Origin of the sequence: Rhizobium sp. CF122 (assembly GCF_000282035.1) — a bacterium.
Classification (GTDB): Bacteria; Pseudomonadota; Alphaproteobacteria; order Rhizobiales; family Rhizobiaceae; genus Rhizobium.
In genome coordinates, this window is sequence record NZ_AKKA01000087.1 from 152,447 (window position 1) to 176,650 (window position 24,204).

20 protein-coding genes and 2 pseudogenes are annotated in these 24,204 nt (G+C 60.3%); 9 read left to right on the forward strand and 13 right to left on the reverse strand.

Features of this window, described 5'->3' with window-relative positions; genetic code table 11:
• Positions 1-258: 258 nt before the first annotated feature.
• The gene (locus PMI09_RS23020; RefSeq protein ID WP_007800084.1) at positions 259-903 is read right to left on the reverse strand and encodes a response regulator; all 645 of its coding nucleotides are present in this window, start codon (positions 901-903) and stop codon (positions 259-261) included.
• Complete coding sequence (locus tag PMI09_RS23025) at positions 900-2,285, reverse strand: cache domain-containing protein (protein ID WP_007800086.1); 1,386 nt, start codon at positions 2,283-2,285, stop codon at positions 900-902. Before PMI09_RS23025 ends, PMI09_RS23020 begins: the two co-directional genes overlap by 4 nt.
• A 443-nt stretch (positions 2,286-2,728) precedes the next feature.
• Here PMI09_RS23025 and PMI09_RS23030 point away from each other — a divergent pair.
• The 3 genes and pseudogenes from PMI09_RS23030 to PMI09_RS31465 form a co-directional block, all read left to right on the forward strand.
• Positions 2,729-2,942, forward strand: a pseudogene (locus PMI09_RS23030) (Atu4866 domain-containing protein); the annotation flags it as partial.
• 270 nt (positions 2,943-3,212) lie between these two features.
• Entirely contained in the window at positions 3,213-5,330 is a 2,118-nt protein-coding gene (locus PMI09_RS23035) for a carboxy terminal-processing peptidase (RefSeq protein ID WP_007800088.1), read from the forward strand.
• A gap of 454 nt (positions 5,331-5,784) precedes the next feature.
• A complete protein-coding gene (locus PMI09_RS31465; protein WP_157213400.1) occupies positions 5,785-5,943 on the forward strand; it encodes a hypothetical protein in 159 nt (52 codons plus the stop codon).
• Positions 5,944-6,026: 83 nt separating this feature from the next.
• Here PMI09_RS31465 and PMI09_RS23040 read toward each other — a convergent pair whose 3' ends face one another.
• Positions 6,027-6,224 (reverse strand): ATPase inhibitor subunit zeta, encoded by a 198-nt coding sequence (locus PMI09_RS23040; RefSeq protein ID WP_037083843.1) that lies wholly within the window; start codon positions 6,222-6,224, stop codon positions 6,027-6,029.
• A 303-nt stretch (positions 6,225-6,527) separates the two neighbouring features.
• Here PMI09_RS23040 and PMI09_RS23045 point away from each other — a divergent pair, with 303 nt between their 5' ends.
• The 6 genes and pseudogenes from PMI09_RS23045 to PMI09_RS23055 all read left to right on the forward strand — a co-directional run bounded on the left by PMI09_RS23045 (position 6,528) and on the right by PMI09_RS23055 (position 10,378).
• On the forward strand, positions 6,528-6,878 hold the full coding sequence (locus PMI09_RS23045; RefSeq protein WP_007800090.1) for a hypothetical protein: 351 nt from the start codon (positions 6,528-6,530) through the stop codon (positions 6,876-6,878).
• A 104-nt stretch (positions 6,879-6,982) separates the two neighbouring features.
• Positions 6,983-7,306, forward strand: coding sequence for a hypothetical protein (locus tag PMI09_RS31470; protein ID WP_007800092.1), 324 nt, complete (start codon positions 6,983-6,985; stop codon positions 7,304-7,306).
• Between the two features lie 562 nt (positions 7,307-7,868).
• Complete coding sequence (locus PMI09_RS31475; protein WP_007800094.1) at positions 7,869-8,027, forward strand: hypothetical protein; 159 nt, start codon at positions 7,869-7,871, stop codon at positions 8,025-8,027.
• Positions 8,028-8,422: 395 nt separating this feature from the next.
• Positions 8,423-8,572, forward strand: coding sequence for a hypothetical protein (locus PMI09_RS31480; RefSeq protein WP_007800096.1), 150 nt, complete (start codon positions 8,423-8,425; stop codon positions 8,570-8,572).
• A gap of 520 nt (positions 8,573-9,092) precedes the next feature.
• Positions 9,093-9,257, forward strand: a pseudogene (locus PMI09_RS30615) (protocatechuate 3,4-dioxygenase); the annotation flags it as partial.
• A gap of 209 nt (positions 9,258-9,466) precedes the next feature.
• A complete protein-coding gene (locus PMI09_RS23055; protein WP_007800100.1) occupies positions 9,467-10,378 on the forward strand; it encodes an alpha/beta hydrolase in 912 nt (303 codons plus the stop codon).
• Positions 10,379-10,381: 3 nt separating this feature from the next.
• Here the strand turns inward: PMI09_RS23055 and PMI09_RS23060 are convergent, their stop codons facing one another.
• The 10 genes from PMI09_RS23060 to PMI09_RS23105 all read right to left on the reverse strand — a co-directional run bounded on the left by PMI09_RS23060 (position 10,382) and on the right by PMI09_RS23105 (position 24,113).
• Positions 10,382-12,385 carry a CocE/NonD family hydrolase gene (locus tag PMI09_RS23060; RefSeq protein ID WP_007800102.1) on the reverse strand — a complete coding sequence of 668 codons (2,004 nt, stop codon included), beginning with the start codon at positions 12,383-12,385 and terminating at the stop codon, positions 10,382-10,384.
• 50 nt (positions 12,386-12,435) lie between these two features.
• Positions 12,436-14,067 (reverse strand): ABC transporter ATP-binding protein, encoded by a 1,632-nt coding sequence (locus PMI09_RS23065; protein ID WP_007800104.1) that lies wholly within the window; start codon positions 14,065-14,067, stop codon positions 12,436-12,438.
• Positions 14,060-14,887 (reverse strand): ABC transporter permease, encoded by an 828-nt coding sequence (locus PMI09_RS23070; protein ID WP_007800106.1) that lies wholly within the window; start codon positions 14,885-14,887, stop codon positions 14,060-14,062. The genes PMI09_RS23065 and PMI09_RS23070 overlap by 8 nt, the downstream gene beginning before the upstream one ends.
• A complete protein-coding gene (locus tag PMI09_RS23075; RefSeq protein WP_007800108.1) occupies positions 14,884-15,891 on the reverse strand; it encodes an ABC transporter permease in 1,008 nt (335 codons plus the stop codon). Before PMI09_RS23075 ends, PMI09_RS23070 begins: the two co-directional genes overlap by 4 nt.
• A 94-nt stretch (positions 15,892-15,985) precedes the next feature.
• Positions 15,986-17,575, reverse strand: a complete 1,590-nt coding sequence (locus PMI09_RS23080; protein ID WP_007800110.1) for an ABC transporter substrate-binding protein — start codon at positions 17,573-17,575, stop codon at positions 15,986-15,988.
• Between the two features lie 118 nt (positions 17,576-17,693).
• The gene (locus tag PMI09_RS23085; protein WP_007800112.1) at positions 17,694-18,476 is read right to left on the reverse strand and encodes a carnitinyl-CoA dehydratase; all 783 of its coding nucleotides are present in this window, start codon (positions 18,474-18,476) and stop codon (positions 17,694-17,696) included.
• A gap of 6 nt (positions 18,477-18,482) precedes the next feature.
• Positions 18,483-20,537 carry an acetate--CoA ligase family protein gene (locus PMI09_RS23090; RefSeq protein WP_007800113.1) on the reverse strand — a complete coding sequence of 685 codons (2,055 nt, stop codon included), beginning with the start codon at positions 20,535-20,537 and terminating at the stop codon, positions 18,483-18,485.
• 4 nt (positions 20,538-20,541) lie between these two features.
• On the reverse strand, positions 20,542-21,702 hold the full coding sequence (locus tag PMI09_RS23095) for an acyl-CoA dehydrogenase family protein (protein WP_007800115.1): 1,161 nt from the start codon (positions 21,700-21,702) through the stop codon (positions 20,542-20,544).
• 10 nt (positions 21,703-21,712) lie between these two features.
• A complete protein-coding gene (locus tag PMI09_RS23100; protein WP_007800116.1) occupies positions 21,713-23,203 on the reverse strand; it encodes a carnitine 3-dehydrogenase in 1,491 nt (496 codons plus the stop codon).
• A 7-nt stretch (positions 23,204-23,210) separates the two neighbouring features.
• Positions 23,211-24,113: a 3-keto-5-aminohexanoate cleavage protein gene (locus PMI09_RS23105; RefSeq protein ID WP_007800119.1), complete on the reverse strand. Its 903-nt coding sequence runs from the start codon at positions 24,111-24,113 to the stop codon at positions 23,211-23,213.
• Positions 24,114-24,204: the final 91 nt, after the last annotated feature.

Genomic DNA, 24,204 nt, shown 5'->3' on the forward strand with positions numbered 1-24,204 from the left:
CGGGCGCCGTGCGATCGGCGCCAAGTTGCAGGTGTCGGTGGTGAATGTGGTTTGTCAGTCGCTGGACAGAATGAGCCCGAACCGCCTTCTCGCAACGGGTTTTCCGAAAAGGCGGAAGAGAGCGTTGTGCATTTGAAAGTCCTCCCAACGGCTGCGCTCGGCGAGCCGTGCGCAAGTCCTATGGCGAAGCCTTGCATGCGACAAGAGGAGGGAAGGGGTGAAATGCAAGGGACTACCCATAAGTGGGTAGACGCAAGTTCAGGTCGTTTTGGTCTGGATCCCGTGATCGAGCGCATAACGGATCAAGCCGGCCGTTGTCGCGATACCGAGCTTCTTCTTGAGATTCTTGCGATGCGTTTCGGCGGTGGCCTGCGTTATCCCGAGTGCCTCGGCGATCGCCTTGTTGGCCTTTCCGGCAAGGAGCAGGCTGAGGATATCACGCTCGCGCGGCGTGAGGGGATCGGCGTCATTGCTGGCTTCCCCCTCCATCAGTACGTCAAAGACACCGGACGAGAAATACTTTCCGCCATCCGCAACGGTCTCGACGGCCGAAATGATCTCGTCGGTCGATACGTCCTTGAGAATATAGCCTGCGGCGCCGCGTATCACCGAGGAGGATATGTATTCGCGGCTGTCATGCATGGAGAGCATCACGATTCGCGTTTCCGGGATCCGTTTCTTGAAAAGCTCGATCGCGTCGATGCCGCTGAGCTTGGGCATGTTGATATCCATCAGCAAAACATGTGGCCGGACCTTGTAGGCGAGTTCGAGGCCGGTCTCGGCGAGGCCGGCTGTTCCAACGACTTCGATGTGGTCGAATGTCTCAAGGACGGCCTTCAACCCATCCAGCACGAGCGGATGGTTGTCGATCAACAGGACCTTGATTTTGTCGCCTTTGGTCATGCGGCTTCGGCCTGCTGGTTGGCGGGACGATTGGCCGATTTTGGCAGCATCGCGGTCAACACTGTGCCGCTTGCATCACTATTGATCAGCAACAGGCCGCGGAAATGCGCCATCCTTTCTTGCATGTTGCGCAGGCCGAGACCGGATCGGTTGGGGGGGCCGTCTCCGCCGCTGCCGAAGCCCGAACCGTTGTCGGAAATCATCATGCGGGCGCGGCCTTTCTCGCTCCAGAGCTTGACGGAAAGCCTTGTTGCGCCGGAATGCCGTTCGACATTGTTGAAGGCCTCTTGTGCGACGCGATAAAGTGCGGTGCTGGCTTCCGGCTTTAGCATCTCGATGAAGCCCGAAGCTTCGATATCGGCTTGAATACCGGTCCGCTCGACGAAATTGCAGCAGAGTGCCTCGATCGCCGCCGTCAGGCCGAGATCGTCGAGCACGCGTGGCCGGAGATCGTGCGACAGCCGCCTGATTTCCTTGATCGCGCCATTCAAGGCCTCGATGCCACGATTGATAATCTGTGCGGCATCATCGACATCTGTCCTGACCTTACGTCCCGCGAGATCCATCGTATAGCGCACGCCGACGAGATTTTGCGAAATGCCGTCATGCAACTCGCGGGCAAGTCGGGCGCGCTCTTCCTCCTGTGTGTTAATCACCCGCTGCGTTAGTTCCTTGAGTTTGCCGTCCGCCATGCGTCGCTCGTGGAAGGTCACCAGCATGCAGGTGGTGAAGACGACCAGCACAGCGGGCACGGCGATCAGCGCCACAATCACGAAGGTCCGCTTGATGTTGGCGCGCATACTTGCATTCGCGGCAGCCGTTTGGGCATAGACGTCGTCGAGATAAACGCCGGTTCCCACGACCCAATGCCACTTGTCGAGGCTGACGACGAAGGACAGCTTGTCTGCCATCTGGCCGCTCGACGGCTTCTGCCATTTGTATTGGTGCAGGCCGCCGCCCGATTTGGCCGTGGCGATCAGTTCCGCGATCACCTTGTCGCCATCGGGATCGGTCAGGTTGAGCCAGTTTTGCCCATGCCGGAAGCCTTGGCGCGGATGAACGATGTTGTTTCCGTCATAGTCGTAAACGAAGAAATATCCGTCCTTTCCGTAGTCGAGCGAGTTCAGGATCGCCGCCACCTTGTCTTTGGCGACCTGGTCGTTTGCACCGGCACCACCATAGGTCGCCTGGATTGCAGATAGCGCGAGGTTGGTGAGATTGAGAATCTCCGTCTCCTTGGCCTTCAGCATATTCTGCTCGAATGTCGCAATATTGTCCCGGGTAAGGTGCGCCGATTGCCAGGTGATGAATGCCGTGATTGCCAGGATGGCAATCACGAGCGGAATGATCGCCAGCGCAATGATTTGGTGTCTCAAGGTCAATGGGTGCCCTCCCAAGCCAGCGGATCAGCTGAAGTATCGTTCAGTAAGGCGTCAGGCATGGCACGCGGTCAAGTCTGGTTCAGCCCGCGACAAGATAGCCATTCTCTTGGGTCTTATCCATTCCGTGCCTTAAATGGGGCCGGTTACACCCCTTCGACTTACCGCCTTGTGGATAACCCGCACCGCACTTGTAAACGATAAGCTTGCCGCTTGGTCGCTGAAAAGACCTCGCCTTATACCGGTGCCGACGGGCGTCGCAGGCGGTCCATCAGCGCGCGTCGCTTCGTTGTCATATTGCGCCGGCCCGGACAGTAGAGATAAAGCCAGACAAGCGCCGGCAGAATACCTCAAGCAAGGGCGCGAGTTCACCACACGCAACTGACGGCAGGAAGCTTTCATCCATGCCGAAGATGACGCTGACGCCGGCGACCGAGGCTCGGGTATGGATGACCGGAGACAGCCATATTCGGCACGAGCTCTTGCCGAACGGGCGCGATGACGAGCCAAGGGGCAGCCGCACCAGCGCCTTTCAGGGACGCAACGTCATCCGGCAATCATATCGACTATTGGGACGATACCGGCTTTCCCGCCGACGGCGAGTTCATCGACGGCGTGCTGCATCACGGCGGCACGGTGTTTTACCGAGGAGGTAGCTAACTTGTTGTCATGTCCGACACTTTCTCGCGCATGAACGGCTCCAACCTATGCATTCAGGTCACGGTTTCCGGACGCCGTTGGCCCGAGGACGTTCGACAACGGCTCGGCGGCCGCGGTGGCGGCTTCTTTTGGGTGCTCCCCGTCTGTCGTTTAAACGGATTTTTCGGCCATACGAATTTTCGCGTATGATCCACCCGGTTGCCAAAAAACCACAATTGCTTCACCTAAAAGGACACCGACACTCGGCCTTAAGAATTGGATCAACGCTGAATGCGCATATCACACGTCTTCCTTTGTGCATTTGTTGCACTCGTACAGTCCGCAAATGCCGAAGTCGCATCACCGCCTGTTTTGGCGCCGCTAAAGCAACAGGCACAAGCCGCTCAGGTGAGTGCACAATTTTTCACGCGTTTCAGCTACAAGCCTGTTCCACTCGACGACGCTTTGTCGGCGAGGATCATGGATCGGTTCATTAAATCACTCGATCCCGACCGCATGCTCTTCCTGCAAGCGGACATCGACAGGTTCATGGCGGAGCGCAGCGAGATCGACGATGGCATTGGTCGGGAGGACTTGAAGATCCCGTTTGCGATCTTCAACGTGTATGAACAGCGCGTTGTCGACCGCATGAACTACGCGCGCAACTTGCTTAAGCAGGACTTCGATTTCGAGGCGCAGGAAACTTATTCCGTGCTGCGCGACAAAGCTCCTTGGCCGCAGTCGGAAGCGGCGAGCAATGAACTGTGGAGCAAGCGCGTCAAAAGCGATTGGTTGCGGTTGAAACTGGGTGGCAAAACCGACGCAGCTATTCGCGAAACGCTCGACAAACGCTACGCGAACGCCCTCGAGCGCGTTTACAAGTACAAAAGTGACGACGTTTTCCAGTCGTTCATGGATGCCTATTCAAACTCGATCGACCCGCACACGGACTATTTTGGCGCGAACGCTTCGGCCGATTTCAATATCGCGATGAAGCTTTCGCTCTTTGGTATCGGTGCGGTCCTGCAGGAACGCGACGACTACACGACGATCCGTGAGCTCGTACCTGGCGGACCGGCGCAGTTGTCCGGGAAGCTCTCGGTCGGAGACCGCATTACCGGCGTTGGGCAGGGCGAGGATGGGGCGATCAAAGAAGTGGTGGGCACGCGCCTTGATGAAGTCGTGCAATTGATACGAGGGAAAAAAGGTTCTGTCGTGCGCTTGGACATCCTGCCGGCCGATGCCGGAGCAGAGGGCACCCATCGTGTTGTCAGCCTGGTGCGCGATAAAATCAGCCTCGAAAAACAGGCGGCCAGCAAGGCCGTGCTGCCCGTGAAAGTGGGCGATGCGACACGTAAAATCGGGGTCATTACTCTGCCAGCATTCTATGAGGATTTCGAAGCCAGGCACAAAGGAGACAAGGACTACAAAAGCGCAAGCCGCGATGTCGCCAAGCTTCTCGGCGAGCTGAAGCAAGAAAAGGTCGACAGCGTTCTCATTGACCTGCGCAACAATGGCGGCGGTTCATTGGACGAGGCGATCGATTTGACCGGCCTGTTCATCGGCCATGGCCCGGTCGTCCAGCAACGCAGTAGCGACGGTAAGGTCACGGTAAGAAGCGCCGATCTTCCAGCGCCTGTCTGGACTGGTCCCGTTGGTGTCCTGATCAATCGCGGGTCGGCCTCGGCTTCAGAGATTTTTGCTGCGGCAATCCAGGATTATGGTCGAGGCGTGATTGTCGGCGAACCCAGTTTCGGCAAGGGTACCGTTCAAACTGTCGTTAATCTTGACCAGATGGTTCGTAACAACAAGCTCGAATTGGGTGAACTGAAAGTGACGATTGCCCAGTTTTTCCGGATCAATGGCGGTACGACGCAGCTGCGCGGTGTGACGCCTGATATCAGCTTGCCGGGACTTTCGGATCCGACACGTTTTGGCGAGACCAGCTATGACAATGCCTTGCCGTGGACGCAGATCAAGCCTGCGACCTATACGCCCAACGACACTGTAGCGACCTTGCTGCCGACACTGCAAAGTCGCCATGATGCTCGGGTTAAGAGCGATCCGGACTTCCAACGCCTGTTACAAGACATTGCTGATCTGAAGGCGCAGCGTGAGAAAGGGATTGTCTCTCTCAACGAAACCGACCGTCGCAGAGAATTGACTGCTCGAGAAAATCGTCTCAAGTCTCGAGCGCAATCAAGCGATGGCGAAGATACCGGTGAAGATGATGGTCTGCAGGCAAACGAGCGCAGCCTAAGTGCTGATATTGCCATTGAAAATGCCCGCAAGAAGGCAAAGGACGTTCTGCTGGATGAGGCCGGCGCCATTCTTGCCGATGAGTCGGATTTGCACGAAGGAGTGCTAAAGGCAGCCACAAAGCAATCGGGAAACACGGATCGAAAATAGTCATTCCGGCCGGCGCAAGCCTAGGGGTGTTCATGCTTCCTTGATCCCGACTTCAACTGACCAACGCGGTCGAAGTGGTTGGCTACCAATGAAGACGTTCGCTTGAGATATGCCGGCTGTTTGCGGCGGAACCCGCCGAGCTGCAGCCACGTGTGGGAAGAGGTGATCGTGACGATTTTCCAGGCAGAAGCGCTGGGTTCTGGTCATCCGTTGATCAGGATGGCTATGTTCTTGATGAAATCGTTTAGAGCCGACGCAACACTACGGCCGCCAGGCGTCAGTTGGTGCGGTGGATGAAGACGAGGGGCCTGCCAAAGCCACGGCGCATGGTGGCCATGGTGGCAGCTCGCCAGTAACTTTATATCTCGCGGCCATCAATGAAGCGGAGTGGCGCTGAAGCCCAAGAACCTCAGCATGGAAGAGGCTGCCTCCATGGTGGTAGGCGCCAGACCGCATGATAGGCGCTCGTGCAGGTATCGTGCGCCTGGCGTGGCGCATGTCGGGGCTGGCGAACGCCGCGCTCGGCTTCGAACAGCTGGACATGCGTAGCGTACGTCGTAATGCGATGCGCGATGAAGGCCGCATACGGAAACTGGCGTTCCCGATACTTTGACCAATGTTCTGGTAGATGAAAGACACAACCCGACTCGAAAGTCGACCGTGAGCGATTTCGCTCGCACTCTATCGAAGCGGCGTTCAAGGACGGGGCGCTTCGGCGTCTGCTTCGTTGGTCGTCAGCGTCGCCATGTGGGCTCGAAACTCCTTCTCGCCCAGGACCCGATCCGCTGCTCGAACGTCTGCGAGGATCTTTGCTATAACGCCCTCATCGCCCGCTGCTGTCGTCCGAACCTCGATGATCTCTGCAACATAGGCTTGGACATCGAGCGCCGACAAGCTCCGCGACCCATTGGGCCAAAACCCAGTTTCGTCGGGACTGCACCCTGAAGGCTATTTCGGATGCACCGCAGCCTTATGGGCCAACCGACGACTAGCTCACACTACGTTCAAATTAAGTGATGACGAGAATGGAATGGAAAAAATAAAATATAAATTTAGAATATATGGCAAATAACCAAAAATAATATGAATGGATTCAAATAGAATAAAATAATAAATAATATACAATCCGCACTTTGTTTATTGTGCTATTATCCTTTTGCGCAATATTGCGTGCTTTCACTCAGATTGGATATGGACATGCAAGACATGACCTGGCTTCGCCCCGGCCTATGGGGAGCAGTATGCGGCGCGGCCGCGCTTGCGATCGTCGGCTTCACATGGGGCGGGTGGATGACCAATGGCAGTGCTCAAAAAGCAGCCGGGATCGAGCGAACCTCGGCCATCGCGGCTGCGCTCACGCCCTATTGCCTCGAGAGGGCCAAAACGGATCCGGCTTCGGCAGAGATCATGGCCGCACTCAAGGCAGCCGGTACATACGGGCGTAGCGACGTTATCAAGAAGGCAGGCTGGGCAACGCCGCTTGGCAGCAGCGAGCCAAATGCAGACCTTGCGCAGGCATGCCAGATTGCGCTTGGAAGCGCGGGCTAATTTCATGGCCTTGGAAGGATCGCGGAGCCTGAATGGAGGGAGCCATGCCCTGAGCGCAAAACTATCCGGTAGCGATCAGTCAAACACAGATCGACGGATGACCGATGCTCAAGGATAAAATCACCAAACCTGCCTCCTTCGGCAGAAGAAGGAATGGTAGCGCTAACGAAAGCCGCCCGATAGCTAGCCCATCGGCTGAGGAATTGATCGTTCAGGCTTCAGACGCTCGCGCCACGCTGTGCAGCCGACACGGCGACACACCAGGGAATGTCGTTGCGGAGGTTCAATTGCCGACCGAAGAGCTTGGTGGTTTCGAGGTGGAAAGCAAGACCTCATTATTCGAAAAGGTCCCCACGATGAAGGAGCTTGAACTGGCACGGGATCGTCATGACAGAAAGGTTGCCTTCAAGGACGCCGATCGGCGATAATTCAACGCCGCGTTCAGCTTGGAACCCTAAGGCTGCCGCGCGGAAGGCGGCGCGCAGCGAAGGGCGTATTTTGGAGACGAGTACGATGGCCGACCCTGATCGCTATTCTGGGAGACCGCCGAAGCGCGGTCGCGGCGTATGGATAGTGATTCTTATGGTAGCGGCCTTAGCGCTGTTGGCGGGATGGTTTTCTGGATTTTTGGGCTGAACTGGGACACAATTGGCCCCTTGCAGCCGCGATTCACGTTGATGCGGATCAGCAGGACCGGAGTCGTTGGCTCGGATCTATGCCCACCGGCACTGGATGTCTCTTCCAAGACTTCATCACGGGAGGCATTGCTTGCATGGTTCGAGAGCATTTCGAGCGAACACCTGCACCCGTCAGGCATTGAGGTCGGCCGAAACGACAACTTCCAAACCTGCGATGTCTAATGTAATCGCAGCCGCTCACTTGCCTAACGGCCTACGATCACTCTGGATCGAATTTCAGCCTAAGACCCGTCCACGTGCAGCAGACACCTGCCGACCGACAGGATCAGTCGAGTGTCATGAGGATTGCGTGATGTACAACGCCAAGCGCGACGGTTACGGGAACGGTGCAAACCTTGCGATTCCGTCAATGGGCGAGATCGAGGGCCGCATAGCCGTTCTAAAGGTTGTCGCAATACGTCTTACCAAGCGTGGGGGGACGCGCCGATCTATTCCGGTGTTCGACAGCTAAGTGGACCGCGTCATTTCCGGATTGCGTCTGTCCTGCAACTTGGATCAATTCTGTCCTTGGCTACTAAGATGGTCCAGCGCCAAGAGTAAAGCAGCGACGCGGTTTATCGAAGAAAGGCAATCTGCCAAACCGGAATAGTTTTCGACTAGCCAGTTGAGCGCTGCGCTCAGTACCAGCGACCGCGACCGTAAAAGCCGCCGCCTTTGGCCACCTCACGGGTAGTCCACGCCTCATCGATTTTCCAGGGCAGGCCGCCCAGCTGGCGATCGGACGCAAATGACGTTTGCCAACCATTCCGCTAACGCGCATAGTGTTTGTAGCAGCAGCTAATGCCAAGGGCGCTACTGCCTAGGGTTCCATCCCCTCGGCCCCAACAAGTAAAGGAGGACGCGCAAATGTCTTCCATCACAACCCGCCGCCATATCGAAAACTTCATGGGCGGAGTTCGCCGATTTCATTACGGCAATTTCGCTGTTGAGGGATCACTGTTGTTCGGCTTGGCATTCGTCACAGCCATGTTGTTGTACGGCGTAATTTGGCACTGAGCGTTAGTCCATTCGGCCAAGAGATTCATAACATTGCGATCTCACCGTTTCCGGCCATCCGGACATCATCTCGGGATCAATCGAAGCCCGGCGGGCCCGTTACGTTGACTACGTTTGTTGCGAAGGATTGGTCCGAGGTTGATTTCACGCAGTCCCGGCTATGGCTTTCCACTCAGCCGCAGCAGTCAGCCTATAACGGCGACCTCACTCTTCGAGATAATCCGATTTGACGCGTCTCTTTGGCCGTTTGGCGTGTTAGAAAGTCCAGCCTGCGTAAATCTACAACCTCTATGCAATCAGGCCGCTGTACCATTTTCCTGTTGAGGTACCGGTGTTGTAGGCTGGTGCGACCGGGCCTTCCCGTTAGGAGCGACCCAAAGCCCCCTGTGCCGTGAGCACCTGTTGCGGACCGGTGTCCCGAGGGGACGGCAGCGACGGATGTCTGGTGGGAGGTTGCGCCATTGAGCGCCAATACAGGGAATGACGCGTGTCGCGGTGTGGCGGCACCCGGGCAGTGGATCTGGCTAAACTGCCGGAGCCCGTATTCCGCAGCCGCCCGAACGGCATCGTCACCGCCGCCCAGACGCTTGGACCCTGTCACGTCAACGACGTTCCCGAGCGTGAGGACGTGTCGGAAGGCAAGGTTGGCCTACCGATGCCTATGGCCGTCAGGATCGTGCATGCCCCGCCGCCTTTCCTGGAAATATCTCCAGAATGCCCCCGCTAAGACCCTTCGCCTAGCACCTGGCCGCTGAATGCAGATTCGAAATTAGGAAGTGCGGCGACATCAATAGGTCGCGACCAGACAGATCGTTCCCGTCAGAAGGGTGCATGATCAGGGCAGAGTCGACTGGGGACATGATCTGCAGTGTCCCAAATCGCGAAAGGACCCGCATGTCCATTCAATCGCCTGGCCCCACCGAAAAGGGCATGCTGCAGTTTCTCGCGATTTGCGATGCCTTTTATCCGCCACAAGCCGTTGGAGCATCGATCGAACAGCAGCGGCGTTGGTACAACGCCCTTTGCGTACGCTTCGACCGCCCGCTGCCCGCCGAGATGATCTTTTCGGACGGCATGCTCCAGCGCATACCGATCCGGCGCTACCGTCCGCGGGAAATCGCCACGCGAACCATTCTGCTCTATCTTCACGGCGGTGGCTTCGTTGTCGGCTCACTCGAGAGCCACCATGCCATCTGCGCCGAGATCGCCGATTTTGCCGGTGCGGAACTGGTTTCCGTCGATTACCGGCTGGCCCCTGAATATCGCTGGCCGGCACAGACAGATGATGCGTTTGCCGTGCTGAAGCATCTGCTTTGCGCCAACAACAGCGTCGTGCTGATCGGCGACAGCGCCGGCGGAAATCTTGCGGCTGGCCTTGCATTGCGTGCACGCGATGAGGGCCTGCCGGGCGTCGTCGGCCAGGTCCTGATCTATCCGGCGCTCGGCGGAGACCTTGCCACGGGCTCCTATGTCGAAATGGCCGCAGCGCCCGGCCTGACGACAGCGGATGTCGCCTACTACCGCGAAATCCTTCAGGCGCCGGCAGGCAATGAGATCGCCGCGCCGTTGCAGGCATCTTCGCTTGCCGGACTGCCACCGGCCTTCATCACGGTCGCGCATTTCGATCCGCTCCGAGACGACGGCCGGCAATATGCCGCCCGGCTCGCCGCCGAAGACATCGAGGTATGGTTTCGAGAAGAGCCGCAGATGGTGCACGCCTGGTTGCGTGCCCGCCACATGAGCGATGGCGCGCGCGACGGCTTCTATGCCGTGTGCGACGCCATCAGGCGTTTTGCGACGGCCTGACGATCACATCAGGTCGCGCGCGATCCGCGTTTCGGGAAAGATCTTTTCGAATATCTGCACGTCGCCCTCAAACGCCGTGACAACTGCGCTGACGATCCAATCGGTCCCGGTGCATGCAATCCGAGCGGTCGCGACCGTCCGCACGACCCAACCGGGGCGGCGCATGTCGCAGGTCCAGGTCGACGTGCCGGTCATCGACAGCGGATCATCCGGCGCAATTGACCAGACTTCTTCCCGCAATTGCCGCGTCGACAGGCCGGTCTGGGGATGCTCGTAAAGTCCGGTATCCTCGTGGATGTGATACTCCGTCCGGTTGGCCGAAAGATTGCGGATGACCTGCCGCTTTGTTGCTGCGGCTTTATGCTCGATATATTTCGGCAGCGGATCGGGATTGGCCGGTTCCTTGATTTCGATCCTCCTGAAATCACCGAGCAATGGCAGTGCCAGGCCGAGAGATGCGAGATCGATCTCGACCCCTTCGTCTTCCGGCGGTGGCAGGATCATCGGCCAATATGCGCTGGAAAGCGAAAGACGGATACGATGGCCCTTGCGGAAGCGATAACCGCAGGCATCAAGCACGAGCCGGACCGACACCTTCTCGCCTGGAGCCAGCGGTTTGGGATCGGCATTGCCATCGCGGTGGGTGAGATTGACGACGCCAAAGGCGGCACGCGTTGCCGTGCCATCCGGATGGACGTCGATGAGCCGGGCACAGAGATTGCCACCTGTGGCGTGGGCGCGCAGCGCAAGCGTAAGCACGGGCCGACCGAGATAATCGCAATCCCCGGCAAGCGGTACTGTCTCGAAGACCAGCGAGCCGGCATCGTCCGCACGCTGGTCGATTGCCATTTCGGCGTCTGGCTTCAGCGTGAAATATTCACCGGATGCCGTCCCGGTGTCGAGCGGAGAGCGCAGATAGACCATATGATCGGGCGCGTGCGGGATCGGCATGCCCTGCGTCAAACGGCCGAATTGCTCGACATAGAAGCATTCCATCTGCGGTGGCGACCAGGCGTCCTTGGCGATCCAGAAGCCTGGATCGGCGTCGCGCCGCGCGGCAGGGCGCACGGCATCGAGAATATAGGCGCGTGCCTGCGGTAATCCGTCGGTCCCATTGTCCTCGCCGCGCAGCCATTTGTTCCACCAGGCGATCGCTTCGCCATGGAAATCGGCGCGGGGCTTCGGCCAGGCGAAGTGCGGATATTTGTGGACCCAGGGGCCGATCAGCGCCTTCGCCTTGCTCCCCAGGCCCTCGACCGCCATCAGTGGCGTATTGCGGTAGCCGTCGGCCCAGCCGGCGATGACGAGTGTGGGGATCTGCACGCTCGAAAAATCCTCGCAAATCGAGCCGTGACGCCAGAAAGCGTCGCGCCGCTGGTGTGCCAGCCACTCCTCCATCAGGAAGGGTTCGCCCGCCAGGCGTTCCAGCCACATCTCCTTCCAGCGCTCGCCGACAAGCGCGGGGTCGGGTGGGCGCGATTGATAGCCGAGCATGGTCGCGGCCCATGAAAGCTGTGCGGAGAGGTGGCAGCCGTTCTTGTAGTGGATGTCGTCGTTATAGCGGTCGACGGTCGAGGCGATCGATATGATGGCCTTGAGCGCGGGCGGGCGCAGCGCTGCGACCTGCAGGCTGTTGAAGCCGCCCCAGGAGATGCCCATCATGCCGACCGAGCCGTTCGACCATGGCTGTTCTGCGATCCAGGCTATCAATTCGCAGGCATTGGCGAGTTCGAGCTCGGTATATTCGCCGTCGATAACGCCGTCGGATTCACCGGACCCTCTGATATCGACGCGCACCCCGGCAATGCCGGCCGCGGCAAAGACGGGATAGGTGGATTCGTCGCGCAGGCTGGTTCCGTCGCGCTTGCGGTAGGGTAGGAATTCTAACACCGCCGGCACCGGCTCTGCCTCGGCATTGTCAGGCATCCAGATCCGCGCCGCCAGCCGCGTTCCGTCCTTGAGCATGATCCATTCGTTTTCGATGACAGTGAAGCTGCGGTTAGTCATTGTATAGTTCCATGTTTCATTACGCCTGCTGGTCTCGAACGACCGCTTGGTCAATTCCCGGCGCTGGCCATCTTTCGCGTCGTGAGCACCTTCTCCAGCCAGCCGATCTCCATTTCCGGCACGGATTTCAAGAGCAGATCCGTGTAGTCGTCAAAGGGCGGCGACAGCGCCGTCGATTTCGGGCCGAACCGCACCAGCTTGCCGCGATGCATCACCGCCACGCTGTCGGCGATCGCCCGGACGATCGCGATGTCGTGGGTGATGAAGACATAGGAGAGCTTCTCTTCTTCCTGCAGGCGCAAGAGCAGCTTGAGGATGCCCTCGGCCACCAGAGGATCGAGCGCCGAGGTCGGCTCGTCGCAAAGGATGAGTTCGGGCCTGGCGGCAAGTGCTCTTGCGATCGCTACGCGCTGTTTCTGGCCGCCTGACAGCTCGGCCGGGTAACGGTCGATGAAACCCTTGCCCATTTCGATCTGGTCGAGCAGTTCGTTTACCCGGGCAGTCTTTTCGCCCCCTCTCAGGCCATAATAGAAGGTCAGCGGGCGGCCGATGATGTCGCGGACCGTCTGGCGCGGGTTCATCGCTGTATCCGCCATCTGGTAGATCAGCTGTATGCGCCTCAAGTCGTCGTTCGGCCGGCTCTTGAGGCGGAGCGCAAGCGGCTTTCCATCAAAGACGATACGTCCGCTGCTCGGGGGCAGGAGGCCGGTGATGACGCGCGCCAGGGTCGATTTGCCCGAACCGGATTCGCCGACGACGGCAAGCGTCTGCCCTTTCGGCACATGCAGACAAACATCGTGGAGCACCTTGAAGCCGTTGGAATATTCGGCGCTCACATTCTCCACCTTGAGAAGCCCGATGGACTGATCGGCGGCTTCCTCACGGTAGGCTTGCCTGACGTTGACGAGGGCACGGGTATAGTCTTGCTGCGGCGTCTTAATGATCTGCTGGACGCTGCCATATTCCACCTGCTTGCCATGGCGCAGGACCATGATGTCGTCCGAGATCTGGGCGACGACTGCAAGATCGTGGGTGATATAGAGGGCGGCGGTGTGCGTTTCCTCGATGGCGTGCTTGATCGCCGCCAAAACGTCGATCTGCGTGGTGACGTCAAGAGCCGTGGTCGGCTCGTCGAAGACAATGAGTTCGGGGTTGGAGCAGAGCGCCATCGCCGTCATCGCACGCTGCAGCTGGCCGCCGGAGACTTGGTGGGCAAAGCGATCGCCGAAGGTCTCCGGATTGGGCAGACCCAAGACGCGGAACAGATAAAGCGCACGCTTGCGCGCCTCCTGCCTGGTCATCAGACCATGCTTGATCGAAGCTTCAATCACCTGATCGCCGAGCCTGTGCGCCGGATTGAAGGCGGCAGCCGCTGATTGCGCGACGTAGCAGACTCGCGCGCCGCGAATTTTTCGGATGCCGTTCTTGCCGAGCGCCAGGATATCGGTGCCGTCGAGCCGCACCTCGCCGCCGGTGATTTCTGCGCCGCCCCGACCATAGGCGAGGGCGGAGAGACCGATCGTCGACTTGCCGGCGCCCGATTCCCCGATCAGGCCGAGGACCTTGCCCTTCTGGAGATCGAAGGAAACGTCGTCGACGATCGTCACCCGCCTTGGCGGTTCGCCCGGCGGGTAGCTGGTCGCTTCGATCTTCAGATTGCGGACGGAAAGAAGCTCAGGCATCGCCGCGCCCTCCCTTGAGGCTGGATGTGCGTTTCAGGAGCCAGTCGACAACGAGGTTGACGCAGACAGCAAGCACGGCGATCGCCGTGCCTGGCACAAGCGCTGCAGAAATGCCGAAGATAATACCGTCTTTGTTGTCCTTGACCATGCCGCCCCAATCGGCCGCAGGCGGTTGAATGCCGAGGCCAAGGAAGGAAAGCGTTGACAGGAACAGGATCGAGAAGGCGAAGCGCAGGCCGAACTCGGCAAGCAGCGGCGACAGGGTGTTCGGCAGGATTTCGCGGAAGATGATCCAGAGCTTGCCTTCACCGCGCAGTTTGGCCGCCTCGACGAATTCCATCACCGCGACGTCGAGCGCCACGGCACGGCCGAGACGGTAGACGCGGGTGGAATCGAGGATCGCCATGACGAGGATCAGGACGATGATGTTCTGCGGCAGGACGGCCAGAACCACGAGCGCGAAGATCAGCGTTGGGATCGACATCATCAGATCGTTGAAGCGCGAAAAGATCGTGTCGATAAGGCCGCGCGAAACGGCGGCGGTGAAGCTCAAGATGACGCCGAGCGAAAAGGAGATGATGGTGGCGGCGGACGAGACGAGCAGCGTCGTGCGCGCGCCGTAAATGAGGCGCGAAAGGATGTCGCGGCCGAGATTGTCGAGGCCGAAGACATATTGATCATCGGGCAGCTGCCAGACGTCGCCGACGACCTGGGTCTCGCCATAGGGGGCGATCCAGGGCGCGAAAGCCGCAAAGATGAAGGCGATCGCGATACCGCTGATGCCGATCCAGGCGGTGATGGGGATGTCTCGCAATCTCATCGCGGATGCCTCAGTCGGGGGTTGGCGATGATCGCGAGGATATCGGCCGTCATGTTGAGGAAGATGTAGACAGCCGCAAAGATCAGACCGCAGGCCTGCACGACAGGCATGTCGCGCACGGTGACCGCATCGACCATATATTGCCCCATGCCGGGATAGACGAAGACGACTTCGACAACGACGACGCCGACCACGAGATAGGCAAGGTTCAATGCGACGACGTTGATGATCGGCGCGAGCGCATTGGGAGCGGCGTGTTTGACGATCGAGCGGAAGGCACCGAGGCCTTTCAGCTCCGCAGTCTCCATATAGGCCGACGACATGACGGATAGGATCGCCGCCCGCGTCATGCGCATCATGTGCGCGAGCACGACGAGCACCAGGGTCGCCGTCGGCAGCGCGATCGCCTTCAATCGCTCGATGAAACCCATGCTGTCGTAAACGGTGGCCGGAAAGGTGGCCATTCCGAACTTCACGGCGAAGAAGAGGATCAGCAGGTAGCCGATGAAGAATTCCGGCAGCGAGATCGCCGCAAGCGAGATCACGTTGATGATCTTATCCGGCAGGCGGTTGCGGAAGTGCACCGACAGCATGCCGAGGCCAACGGCGAGCGGCACGGAAATGACCGCTGCGAACCCCGCCAGGAAGAGCGAATTGCCGAGACGCTTGCCGATCTGCTCGCTCACCGAATTCTTGCTGGCCCAGGACGTGCCGAAGTCACCTTGGACGGCGTTACCGAGCCACTCGACGTAGCGCGTCGTTACCGGACGGTTCAGCCCTAGGTCCTGGCGAATATTGGCAACGGCCTGCGGCGTCGCCGACTGGCCGAGATAGGTGGTTGCAAAATCGCCGGGCAGCGCTTCCAGCCCACCGAAGATCAGGATGGAAACGGCAAAAAGCAGGACGATGCTGAGCACGAAGCGCTCGAGGATGAGGGCGAGCAGCGGAAAACGCTGCCGGAACCCGAGGCCGGGCAGGATATTGCTTGGGGCCGGATTGGTCATGGCGAAGACCTCGCGCTAAAACGTCGGGAGGACCGCGGGTTTCACCCACGGTCCCGGCTTCGTTGGAGATCGGAGGGGCATGCGCCCCTTGCCATCAGGCGTCCAGCCAAACGCGGGTCGCGACGTAGCCGTTCGACATGTCGTTGCCGATATCGTGGACATAACCCTTCACCTGCTTGGTGGAGGCGTTCACGAAATCGTTGAACATCGGCAGGATCAACCCACCTTCGTCGCGCACCATCATTGCCATGGTGCGGTACATGTCCTTGCGCTTGGCTTCATCAAGTTCGCAGCGGGCCTGCAGCAAGAGCTTGTCGAAGTCAGGACGCTTGAAACGGGTGTCGTTCCAGTCCGCCGTCGAGAGATAGGCGGTGGAATACATCTGGTCTTGCGTCGGCCGGCCACCCCAATAGGAGGTCGAGAAGGGCTGGACGTTCCACACGTTGGTCCAGTAGCCGTCACCCGGCTCGCGCTTGACCTCGATCTCGATCCCGGCCTTCTTGCAGCTTTCCTGATAGAGGACGGCCGCATCGACAGCGCCGGGGAAGGCGACTTCGGAGGTGCGCAGAAGGACCGAGCCGCTATGGCCTGATTTCTTGTAGTGGAAGGCCGCCTTGTCGGGGTCGTAGGCGCGCTGCTCGATGCCCTCGGGGAACAGCGCATAGGTGGTGTTGATCGGGAAGTCATTGCCGACCTTGCCGTAGCCGCCGAGGATCTTCTGCACCATGGTCTCGCGGTCCATGGCGTATTTGAGTGCCAGGCGCAGGTCGTTGTTGTCGAACGGCGCCTTGTCGCAGTGCATGATGAAGACATAATGGCCGCGGCCGGCGGTCGAGAGTATCTCGACGTTGGGCGCGCGTTTCAGCAGGTTGACGGTCTTCGGGTCGACGCGGTTGATATAGTGCACCTGGCCGGACGACAGTGCCGCGATGCGGGCGGTGGCGTCGTTCATGCCGATGATCTCGATCGAATCGACATAACCGCGGTCGGTGCGCCAGTCGTCCTTGTTTTTCTCGAAGGTGGCACGCACGCCGGGCTCGAAGCTCGTCAGCTTGTAGGGACCGGTGCCGATCGAGGCCAGCGGATCGTCGACGCCGCCATTCGGCTGGATGACCAGATGGTAGTCGGACAACAGCAGCGGCATGTCGGCGTTGCCTTCGCTGAGTGTCAGGACGAGATTGCCGCCATCGGCCTTGACTTCCTTGATGGAGCCGAGGACACCGAGTGCGCCGGATTCCGACTTCGCATCGGTATGGCGCTTGAGCGTCGCAACGACGTCGTCGATCGTCAGTTCCTTGCCATTGTGGAACTTGACGCCCTTGCGGATCTTGAAGGTCCAGGTCACTGCATCCTTCGACGGTTCCCAGGATTCGGCGAGCGCCGGCACGGCAGCGCCCGTCAGCGGATCGGATTCGACGAGCATGTCTCCCCAGCAGCGGCCGACGCAGAACATGAACTGCGACAGGAATTTCGCCGGATCCTTGGAATCGGTGGCAGCGCCACCTTCAAGGCCAAGCTTCAGGTGGCCGCCGCGCTTGGGTTCGGCGGCCTTGGCACTTTCGGTGAACAGCTTGTCGGCGACGGCAAGTGTGATGCCCGCTGCCATGGCGCGACCCATGAATTCACGGCGGCTGAGCCCGCCCGCGGTGACACGGCCTGCGAGATATTTGGTGTAGTCGTTCATTCCCCAGTTCCTTCTTTATGGTGCGTTGACAGAACTTCCGGGCAGATCCGCAGGCGGTTTCCTCTCCGCCTCCGGTGCCCGCATCATGCGGGAAAATGCTGCGGTTGCCGCCGCCTCGTCATTGTCCTTTCCAAATGGGGTTTCGCTTCTCGGTGAAGGCGAGCGCGCCTTCCAATTGGTCTTCGCTCGCATAGAGCCTGTCGACCGTCGCAAACTGCCGCTTGGTGATCTTGTTCATGGCAGTCTGGAACGGCAAACCCTCCGCTTCGCGCACGATTTCCTTGATGGCGGCATAGACGAGCGGCGGACCGCTTTCGAGCAGTCGGGCAAGCTCCCATGCCCTCTCCATGAGCCGCTCGGTCGGCAAGACCTCGTTGACGAAACCCCAGCGATGCGCCTCGTCAACGTCGAGCCAGCGGCCCGTCAACAGCATGTCCATGGCGATGTGGTAAGGGATGCGCTTCGGCAGCTTGATCGACGCTGCATCGGCAACCGTACCCGAGCGGATTTCCGGAAGGGCGAAGGTCGCATGTTCGGTGGCAATGATCAGGTCGGCCGAAAGCGCGATCTCCAGCCCCCCACCGCAACAGATGCCATTGACCGCACAGATGACAGGCTTGTTGAGGTCGCGCAATTCCTGCAGCCCGCCAAAGCCGCCCACACCGTAGTCTCCGTCGACCGCATCACCGGCGGCGGCCGCCTTCAGGTCCCATCCGGCACAGAAGAACTTTTCGCCCGCGCCCGACACGATGGCGACGCGCAATGCCGGATCGTCGCGGAAATCTCGAAAGATCAACCCCATGGCACGGCTGGTCGCAAGGTCGATGGCGTTCGCCTTCGGCCGGTCGATGACGACTTCGAGCACTCCGCCGTCATTTCGTGTGCGAATGTGGTCGTTCAACCTATGCTACCTCCTCCGCCGTATCAGGGCATCAACGGCGGCAACGCCGCGCCCTTCGGGAAGAACCATCAATGGATTAATGTCGAGTTCCTCCAGGTGTGTTGCGTTCATTACGACATAATCTGCCGCTGCTGCGACAGCGGCGACCGCGGCTTCGAGATCACCTTTTGGCCGCCCGCGATAGCCAGAGATCAATTTTGCGAGTTTGAGCCTGGAAATCGCTGCGTGAATGTCCGTTTTCGTCGCCGGAAGCGGCAAGATGACGGAATCTTCAAGCAATTCAACGAAGATTCCGCCCGCACCGACGGTAAGCGACAATCCGAAAACAGGGTCGCGGATGGCGCCGACAATGAGCTCGGCGATCGGCGGATCGATCATCTTCTCGACGAGATAACCGGCATTCGGCGGCATGGCCGTTCCCGCATTCGATACCGCCTCAATATCGTTGAGGTTGAGTGCGACGGCCCCGGCCTCGGTCTTGTGCGCAATGCCGAGACCCTTCAACACGACCGGGAAACCGAGCCGTTCAGCCAGCTCAGCTGCTTCACCGGGAGAAGAGGCCGACAGCCCCTCGGGAACCGGAAGTCCGAAGGCGGCGAGTTCGGACTTCGCATCGGCCTCCGTCAGCGTCTCGATCTCTCCGGCTACCAAGGGCACATCGAGCAACGGCAGGGAAGGTGGCGCTTTCCAGGCCCGCCCTATGCCGGCTGCGACTTCCGCGGCGGCGATCGTTTCGTCGATGCCGCAGAAGGCAACGATGCCGTTTGCCATCAGCCGTTCGGCTATCGGCTCCGGCATATTTTCCGGAAGGGTCGCGAGAAGGCCGGCAAGCGCACCGGTTGCGGCGGCGGCCGTCATGACCGCCTCAACGGTCATCGCCCATTCGGACGCATCGCAGCGGTCACCACGCGGGAAGTCGAGGACGACGAGATTGAGGGCATATCCACCTTCGAACATGGCGCTGAAGGCTTCGGTCTGGCGTGCGAAATCGCCCCACACAAAGGTATGGTAATCGAGCGGATTGGAAAGCGTCACCATCTCGCCCAAGACCCGCCGCAGCCGTGGCAATTGCTGCGGCCGCAACGCACCGAATTCCACGGCGCGGCCGACGGCGGCATCTGCCATCAGCGAAGCCTCGCCTCCCGAACAGCTCATCGACGAGATCGAATGGCCTGCGAGCGGGCCGGCGACATGCAGCAGCTTCAAGGTTTCCAAGAGCGCCGGCAAGCTCTGGACGCGGCCGAGGCCGAGGCGGGCGAGCACGGCATTCGCGACGGCATCACTGCCGGAAAGCGAGGCGGTGTGCGACACGGCCGCACGCTTTGCCTGCTCGGACCTGCCGACCTTCAGCACGACGACCGGCTTGCGTGAATGGCGGGCGATCGCGGCCAGGCGTTCGAGTGCAGCGAGATCGCCGAAGCCTTCGACATGAAGGCCGACCGCTGTGACGCGCGGATCGTCGATCAGCGCACAGGCAACGTCGCAAAGCGATGTCTGCGCCTGGTTGCCGGCAGTGACCACATAGGCGATGGGCACGCCACGGGTCTGCATGGTGAGGTTGATGGCGATATTGGAGGACTGCGTGAGGATCGCGACGCCGCGTGCCATACGCCGCATGCCGTGCTGATCGGGCCATAGCAGCGCGCCGTCGAGACCGTTGATGAGCCCGTAGCAGTTTGGCCCGAGGATCGGCATGTCGCCGGCTGCTTCCAAAAGGGCCTGCTGCAGCTCGGCGCCGTCGCTGAGTTCCGCCGTCGCCTCGCTGAAGCCCGACGCATAACAGACCGCCCCGCCGGCGCCGGCCCGCGAAAGGCTGCGCACAATCTCGACGGTCAGCATCCTGTTGACGCCGACGAAGGCAGCGTCGGGTGCCGAAGGCAGATCGGATACCGAGCGATAGCAGCGCCGCCCGAGCACCTCGCCAAGCTTGGGATGGACGGGCCAGATCTCGCCGGCAAAACCCATGCGGTCGCACTGCTCGATCACTCTGCGCGCCTCGCGGCCGCCGAAAACGGCGATCGTTTGCGGTCTGAGCAGGCGGTCGAGCGGGCCAGGCGTCATCGGCTCACGCTCCTAAAGGTCTAAGCAGGTCGCGGCTGATGATGTGCCGCTGGATTTCTGAGGTGCCGTCCCAGATGCGCTCGACGCGCGCATCGCGCCAGAAGCGCGCAAGCGGCAGGTCGTCCATCAGGCCCATGCCGCCGAAGATCTGGATTGCCTCATCCGTCACGCGGCCCAGCATCTCGGAGGCATAGAGCTTGGCCGAGGCGATATGGCGGTCTGCCGAAAGGCCGGCGTCGAGCCGCCAGGCGGCTGAAAGTGTCAGCCACTCGGCTGCGTCGATTTCGGTGATCATGTCGGCAAGCTTGAAGGAAACACCCTGATTGGCGCCGATCGGCTTGCCGAACTGCTTGCGCTCGGCGGCGTAGGACAGGGCCATGTCGAACACGCGTCGTGCCCGGCCGATGCAGGTGGCCGCAACCGTCAGCCGCGTGCCGTAAAGCCATTGATTGGCGATATCGAAGCCGCGATGTACTTCGCCGAGCACCTGGCTTGCGGGAATCCGGCAATCTTCGAAGCTCAGCGTGCAGTTGTGGTAGCCGCGATGCGAAACCGAATCATAGCCCTTGAGGATTTCAAACCCGGGCGTGCCGCGATCCACCAAGAAGGCAGTGATCTTCTTCTTGATGCCTTTTGGCGTGTCCTCCTCGCCCGTCGCGGCAAAGACGATCACGAAATCGGCGACGTCGGCATGCGAGATGAAATGTTTCGTGCCGTTCAGGACGAAATCGCTGCCGTTGCGGCGGGCGGCGCATTTCATCCCGCGCATATCGGACCCGGCGTCCGGCTCGGTGATGGCAAGCGCGTCGATCTTCTCGCCGCGTACCGCAGGCAGGAGATAACGCTCACGCTGCTCGCCCTCGCAGGCCATCAAGATGCCGCAGGGCCGGCCGAAGAAAACCGTCAGCCCCAGCGAGCCGCGCCCGAGCTCCCGCTCGACCAGCGTGAAGGTGGCATGGTCAAGGCCGGCGCCACCGACCTCCTCGGGGAAATTGCAGGCGTAAAAGCCGAGATCGATGCATTTGCGCTGGATCTCGCGTCCGAGCTCCGGCGGGACGATACCGGTGCGCTCGACCTCGTTCTCATGCGGATAGATTTCGGATTCGACGAAGGCGCGGACCGTCTCGACGATCATTTCCTGTTCTTCGCTCAGTCCGAAATTCATGCCGATCCTCCTACCGTTTCTGGCCGACGTGACGGCCGACGCCTTCAGGCACCGTCAACGTCGCGTGCGCTTGCGCAATCACCTTCGCCTTGTCGTACACAGCGGCCGGTGCAGGGATAGCCTTGCCTGCCTTGGTGTCGACATGCAGCAACATGTGCTCGGCCGTGGCGAGAGCCTCGCCCGTGGCCGTGCCGTAAAGGGTGTGGAAGACATGCAGCCGTTTCTCGTCGACAGACAGGATCTGGCAGGTCGAATGGATCGCCTGGCCGAGCTTTGCCTCGCCGAGATGGCGGATGTGGGTTTCCACTGTGTAGTAGCTCTGTCCCGCCTCGACATAGGCGAGATCGACGCCGATCAGGCGCAACAGCGCATCGGAGGTGTCGCCAAAAACCTGCAGGTAGCGGTGTTCGGTCATATGGCCGTTATAGTCGACCCAGGCAGGGCTGACTTTCGTCTCGACGAGCCTCAGCGGCTTCGACGGGTCAAAAGACACGGTTGCCCTGCCGCCTTGCGCCCAGAGCGATTGCTCGAAGTCCTTCAGCAGCTTGCCGGCGCCCCATCCCTTGCCGGCGTGGCCACCCTTGAGGGCTTGCAGGATGCCGACGAGATTTTCGTCGCGGATGCGTTCGAGCTCGCGGATCGAGAGGCCAGCCGCCTGTTCGTCGGATTGCCGGCCGATCTTTTCGATGAGAGCCTCGTCGAGATCGACGACATCGGTGAGCTTGGTCCAGGGCCAGGCGAGGCAGGGACCGAACTGGGCGAGGAAATGGCGCATCCCGGCCTCGCCGCCGGCGATGCGGTAGGTCTGGAACAGGCCCATCTGCGCCCAGCGCAGGCCGAAAGAATAGCGGATGACGTCATCGAGGGTCTCGACGGTGCAGATATCGTCATGGATGAGCCACAGGGCCTCGCGCCACAGCGCTTCGAGCAGCCGGTCGCCGACGAAGGCCTCGATTTCCTTGGCGATGTGGACGCCCTTCATGCCGATCGGCGGCAGGCTGTCCATCGCTGCGCGGATAGTCGCCGCTGAAGTCCTCTCGCCGCCGACGATTTCGACGAGTGGCAGCAGATAGACGGGGTTGTAGGGATGGGCGACGAAGAGGCGTTCGGGATGCGTCATGTCGCGCTGCAGATCGCTCGGCAGCAGGCCCGACGTGGAAGAGCCGATCAGAGCGTTGGGGCGCGCAGCGGCATCGATCTCAGTCAGGACGCCGCGCTTGAGGTCAAGCCTTTCCGGCACGCTTTCCTGAATCCAGTCGGCATCGGCGACAGCTTCCTCCAATGTCTTGCAGAAGTTGAGCCTGCCGCGCGGCGGCAAGGGTGCCCCGGTCAGCATGGCATAGGCTTTTTCGGCATTGGCGATTACTTCGCCGACGATGCGGCCCGCTTCCGGATGCGGGTCGAACACATTCACGTCGATGCCGGCCAGCAGGAACCGTGCGATCCATCCGCCGCCGATGACGCCGCCCCCGATACAAGCCGCCTTGTTGATCCCTGCCATCCCGTCCTCAGCGCTTCGTCAGTTTGAGTTTCTTGCGGACGTCGTCCGGACCGATGATCCGCGCGCCCATGCCTTCGACGACCTGCACGGCCTTTTCGACGAGCTGCGCATTGGTGGCGAGCTGGCCCTTGCCGACGAAGAGATTGTCCTCGAGCCCGACGCGCACATTGCCGCCCGCCAGCACGGCCGCCGCCGGATAGGCCATGGCGTTGCGGCCGATCGAAAAGGCCGAAAAGGTCCAGCTCTCCGGTACGTTGTTGACCATCGCCATGAAGGTATTGAGATCATCGGGAGCGCCCCAAGGAATTCCCAGGCACAGCTGGATCAGTACCGGATCTTCGATCAGGCCTTCCTCGGCAAGCTGCCTGGCAAACCAGAGATGACCGGTGTCGAAGGCCTCGATCTCGGGTCGCACGCCGAGATCCGTCATCTTCTTGGCCATGGCCCGCAGCATGGCCGGCGTGTTGGTCATGACATAGTCGCCGAGGTTGAAATTCATCGTGCCGCAGTCGAGTGTGCAGATTTCCGGCAGGCATTCGGCGACATGGCTGACGCGCTCGGTGGCGCCCGCCATATCAGTGCCTTTCGCATTGAGGGGAAGGGGGGCTTCGACATCCCCGAAGATCAGGTCCCCGCCCATACCGGCGGTGAGATTGAGGACGACGTCGACATCCGCCGAGCGGATGCGGTCGGTGACCTCCTTGTAAAGGTCGTTGCGACGGCTGGCCGCACCCGTTTGCGGATCGCGGACGTGGCAGTGAACGACCGCAGCACCAGCCTTGGCCGCGTCGATGGCGGATTCGGCGATCTGCTTGGGAGTGATCGGCACGTGACTGGATCTGGAAACCGTATCGCCGGCGCCGGTAACAGCGCAGGTGATGAAAACATCGCGGTTCATCGCAAGAGGCATATTGTCGTTCTCCCCGTCTTGTCCGCATTACGCGGCAGGATGAATGGAGATGCTTTGCAATCTCGGAAGCTATCGATACATTGTCAGAATT

Coding starts and splice junctions, on each gene's coding strand:
- PMI09_RS23070 (WP_007800106.1), bottom strand. CDS start 14,887: ATGAGATTGCGAGACATCCCCATCACCGCCTGGATCGGCATCAGCGGT.
- PMI09_RS23035 (WP_007800088.1), top strand. CDS start 3,213: ATGCGCATATCACACGTCTTCCTTTGTGCATTTGTTGCACTCGTACAG.
- PMI09_RS23065 (WP_007800104.1), bottom strand. CDS start 14,067: ATGCCTGAGCTTCTTTCCGTCCGCAATCTGAAGATCGAAGCGACCAGC.
- PMI09_RS31470 (WP_007800092.1), top strand. CDS start 6,983: ATGCTCAAGGATAAAATCACCAAACCTGCCTCCTTCGGCAGAAGAAGG.
- PMI09_RS23095 (WP_007800115.1), bottom strand. CDS start 21,702: ATGAATTTCGGACTGAGCGAAGAACAGGAAATGATCGTCGAGACGGTC.
- PMI09_RS23080 (WP_007800110.1), bottom strand. CDS start 17,575: ATGAACGACTACACCAAATATCTCGCAGGCCGTGTCACCGCGGGCGGG.
- PMI09_RS31465 (WP_157213400.1), top strand. CDS start 5,785: ATGATAGGCGCTCGTGCAGGTATCGTGCGCCTGGCGTGGCGCATGTCG.
- PMI09_RS31475 (WP_007800094.1), top strand. CDS start 7,869: ATGTACAACGCCAAGCGCGACGGTTACGGGAACGGTGCAAACCTTGCG.
- PMI09_RS31480 (WP_007800096.1), top strand. CDS start 8,423: ATGTCTTCCATCACAACCCGCCGCCATATCGAAAACTTCATGGGCGGA.
- PMI09_RS23105 (WP_007800119.1), bottom strand. CDS start 24,113: ATGCCTCTTGCGATGAACCGCGATGTTTTCATCACCTGCGCTGTTACC.
- PMI09_RS23090 (WP_007800113.1), bottom strand. CDS start 20,537: ATGACGCCTGGCCCGCTCGACCGCCTGCTCAGACCGCAAACGATCGCC.
- PMI09_RS23060 (WP_007800102.1), bottom strand. CDS start 12,385: ATGACTAACCGCAGCTTCACTGTCATCGAAAACGAATGGATCATGCTC.
- PMI09_RS23100 (WP_007800116.1), bottom strand. CDS start 23,203: ATGGCAGGGATCAACAAGGCGGCTTGTATCGGGGGCGGCGTCATCGGC.
- PMI09_RS23020 (WP_007800084.1), bottom strand. CDS start 903: ATGACCAAAGGCGACAAAATCAAGGTCCTGTTGATCGACAACCATCCG.
- PMI09_RS23075 (WP_007800108.1), bottom strand. CDS start 15,891: ATGACCAATCCGGCCCCAAGCAATATCCTGCCCGGCCTCGGGTTCCGG.
- PMI09_RS23055 (WP_007800100.1), top strand. CDS start 9,467: ATGTCCATTCAATCGCCTGGCCCCACCGAAAAGGGCATGCTGCAGTTT.
- PMI09_RS23045 (WP_007800090.1), top strand. CDS start 6,528: ATGCAAGACATGACCTGGCTTCGCCCCGGCCTATGGGGAGCAGTATGC.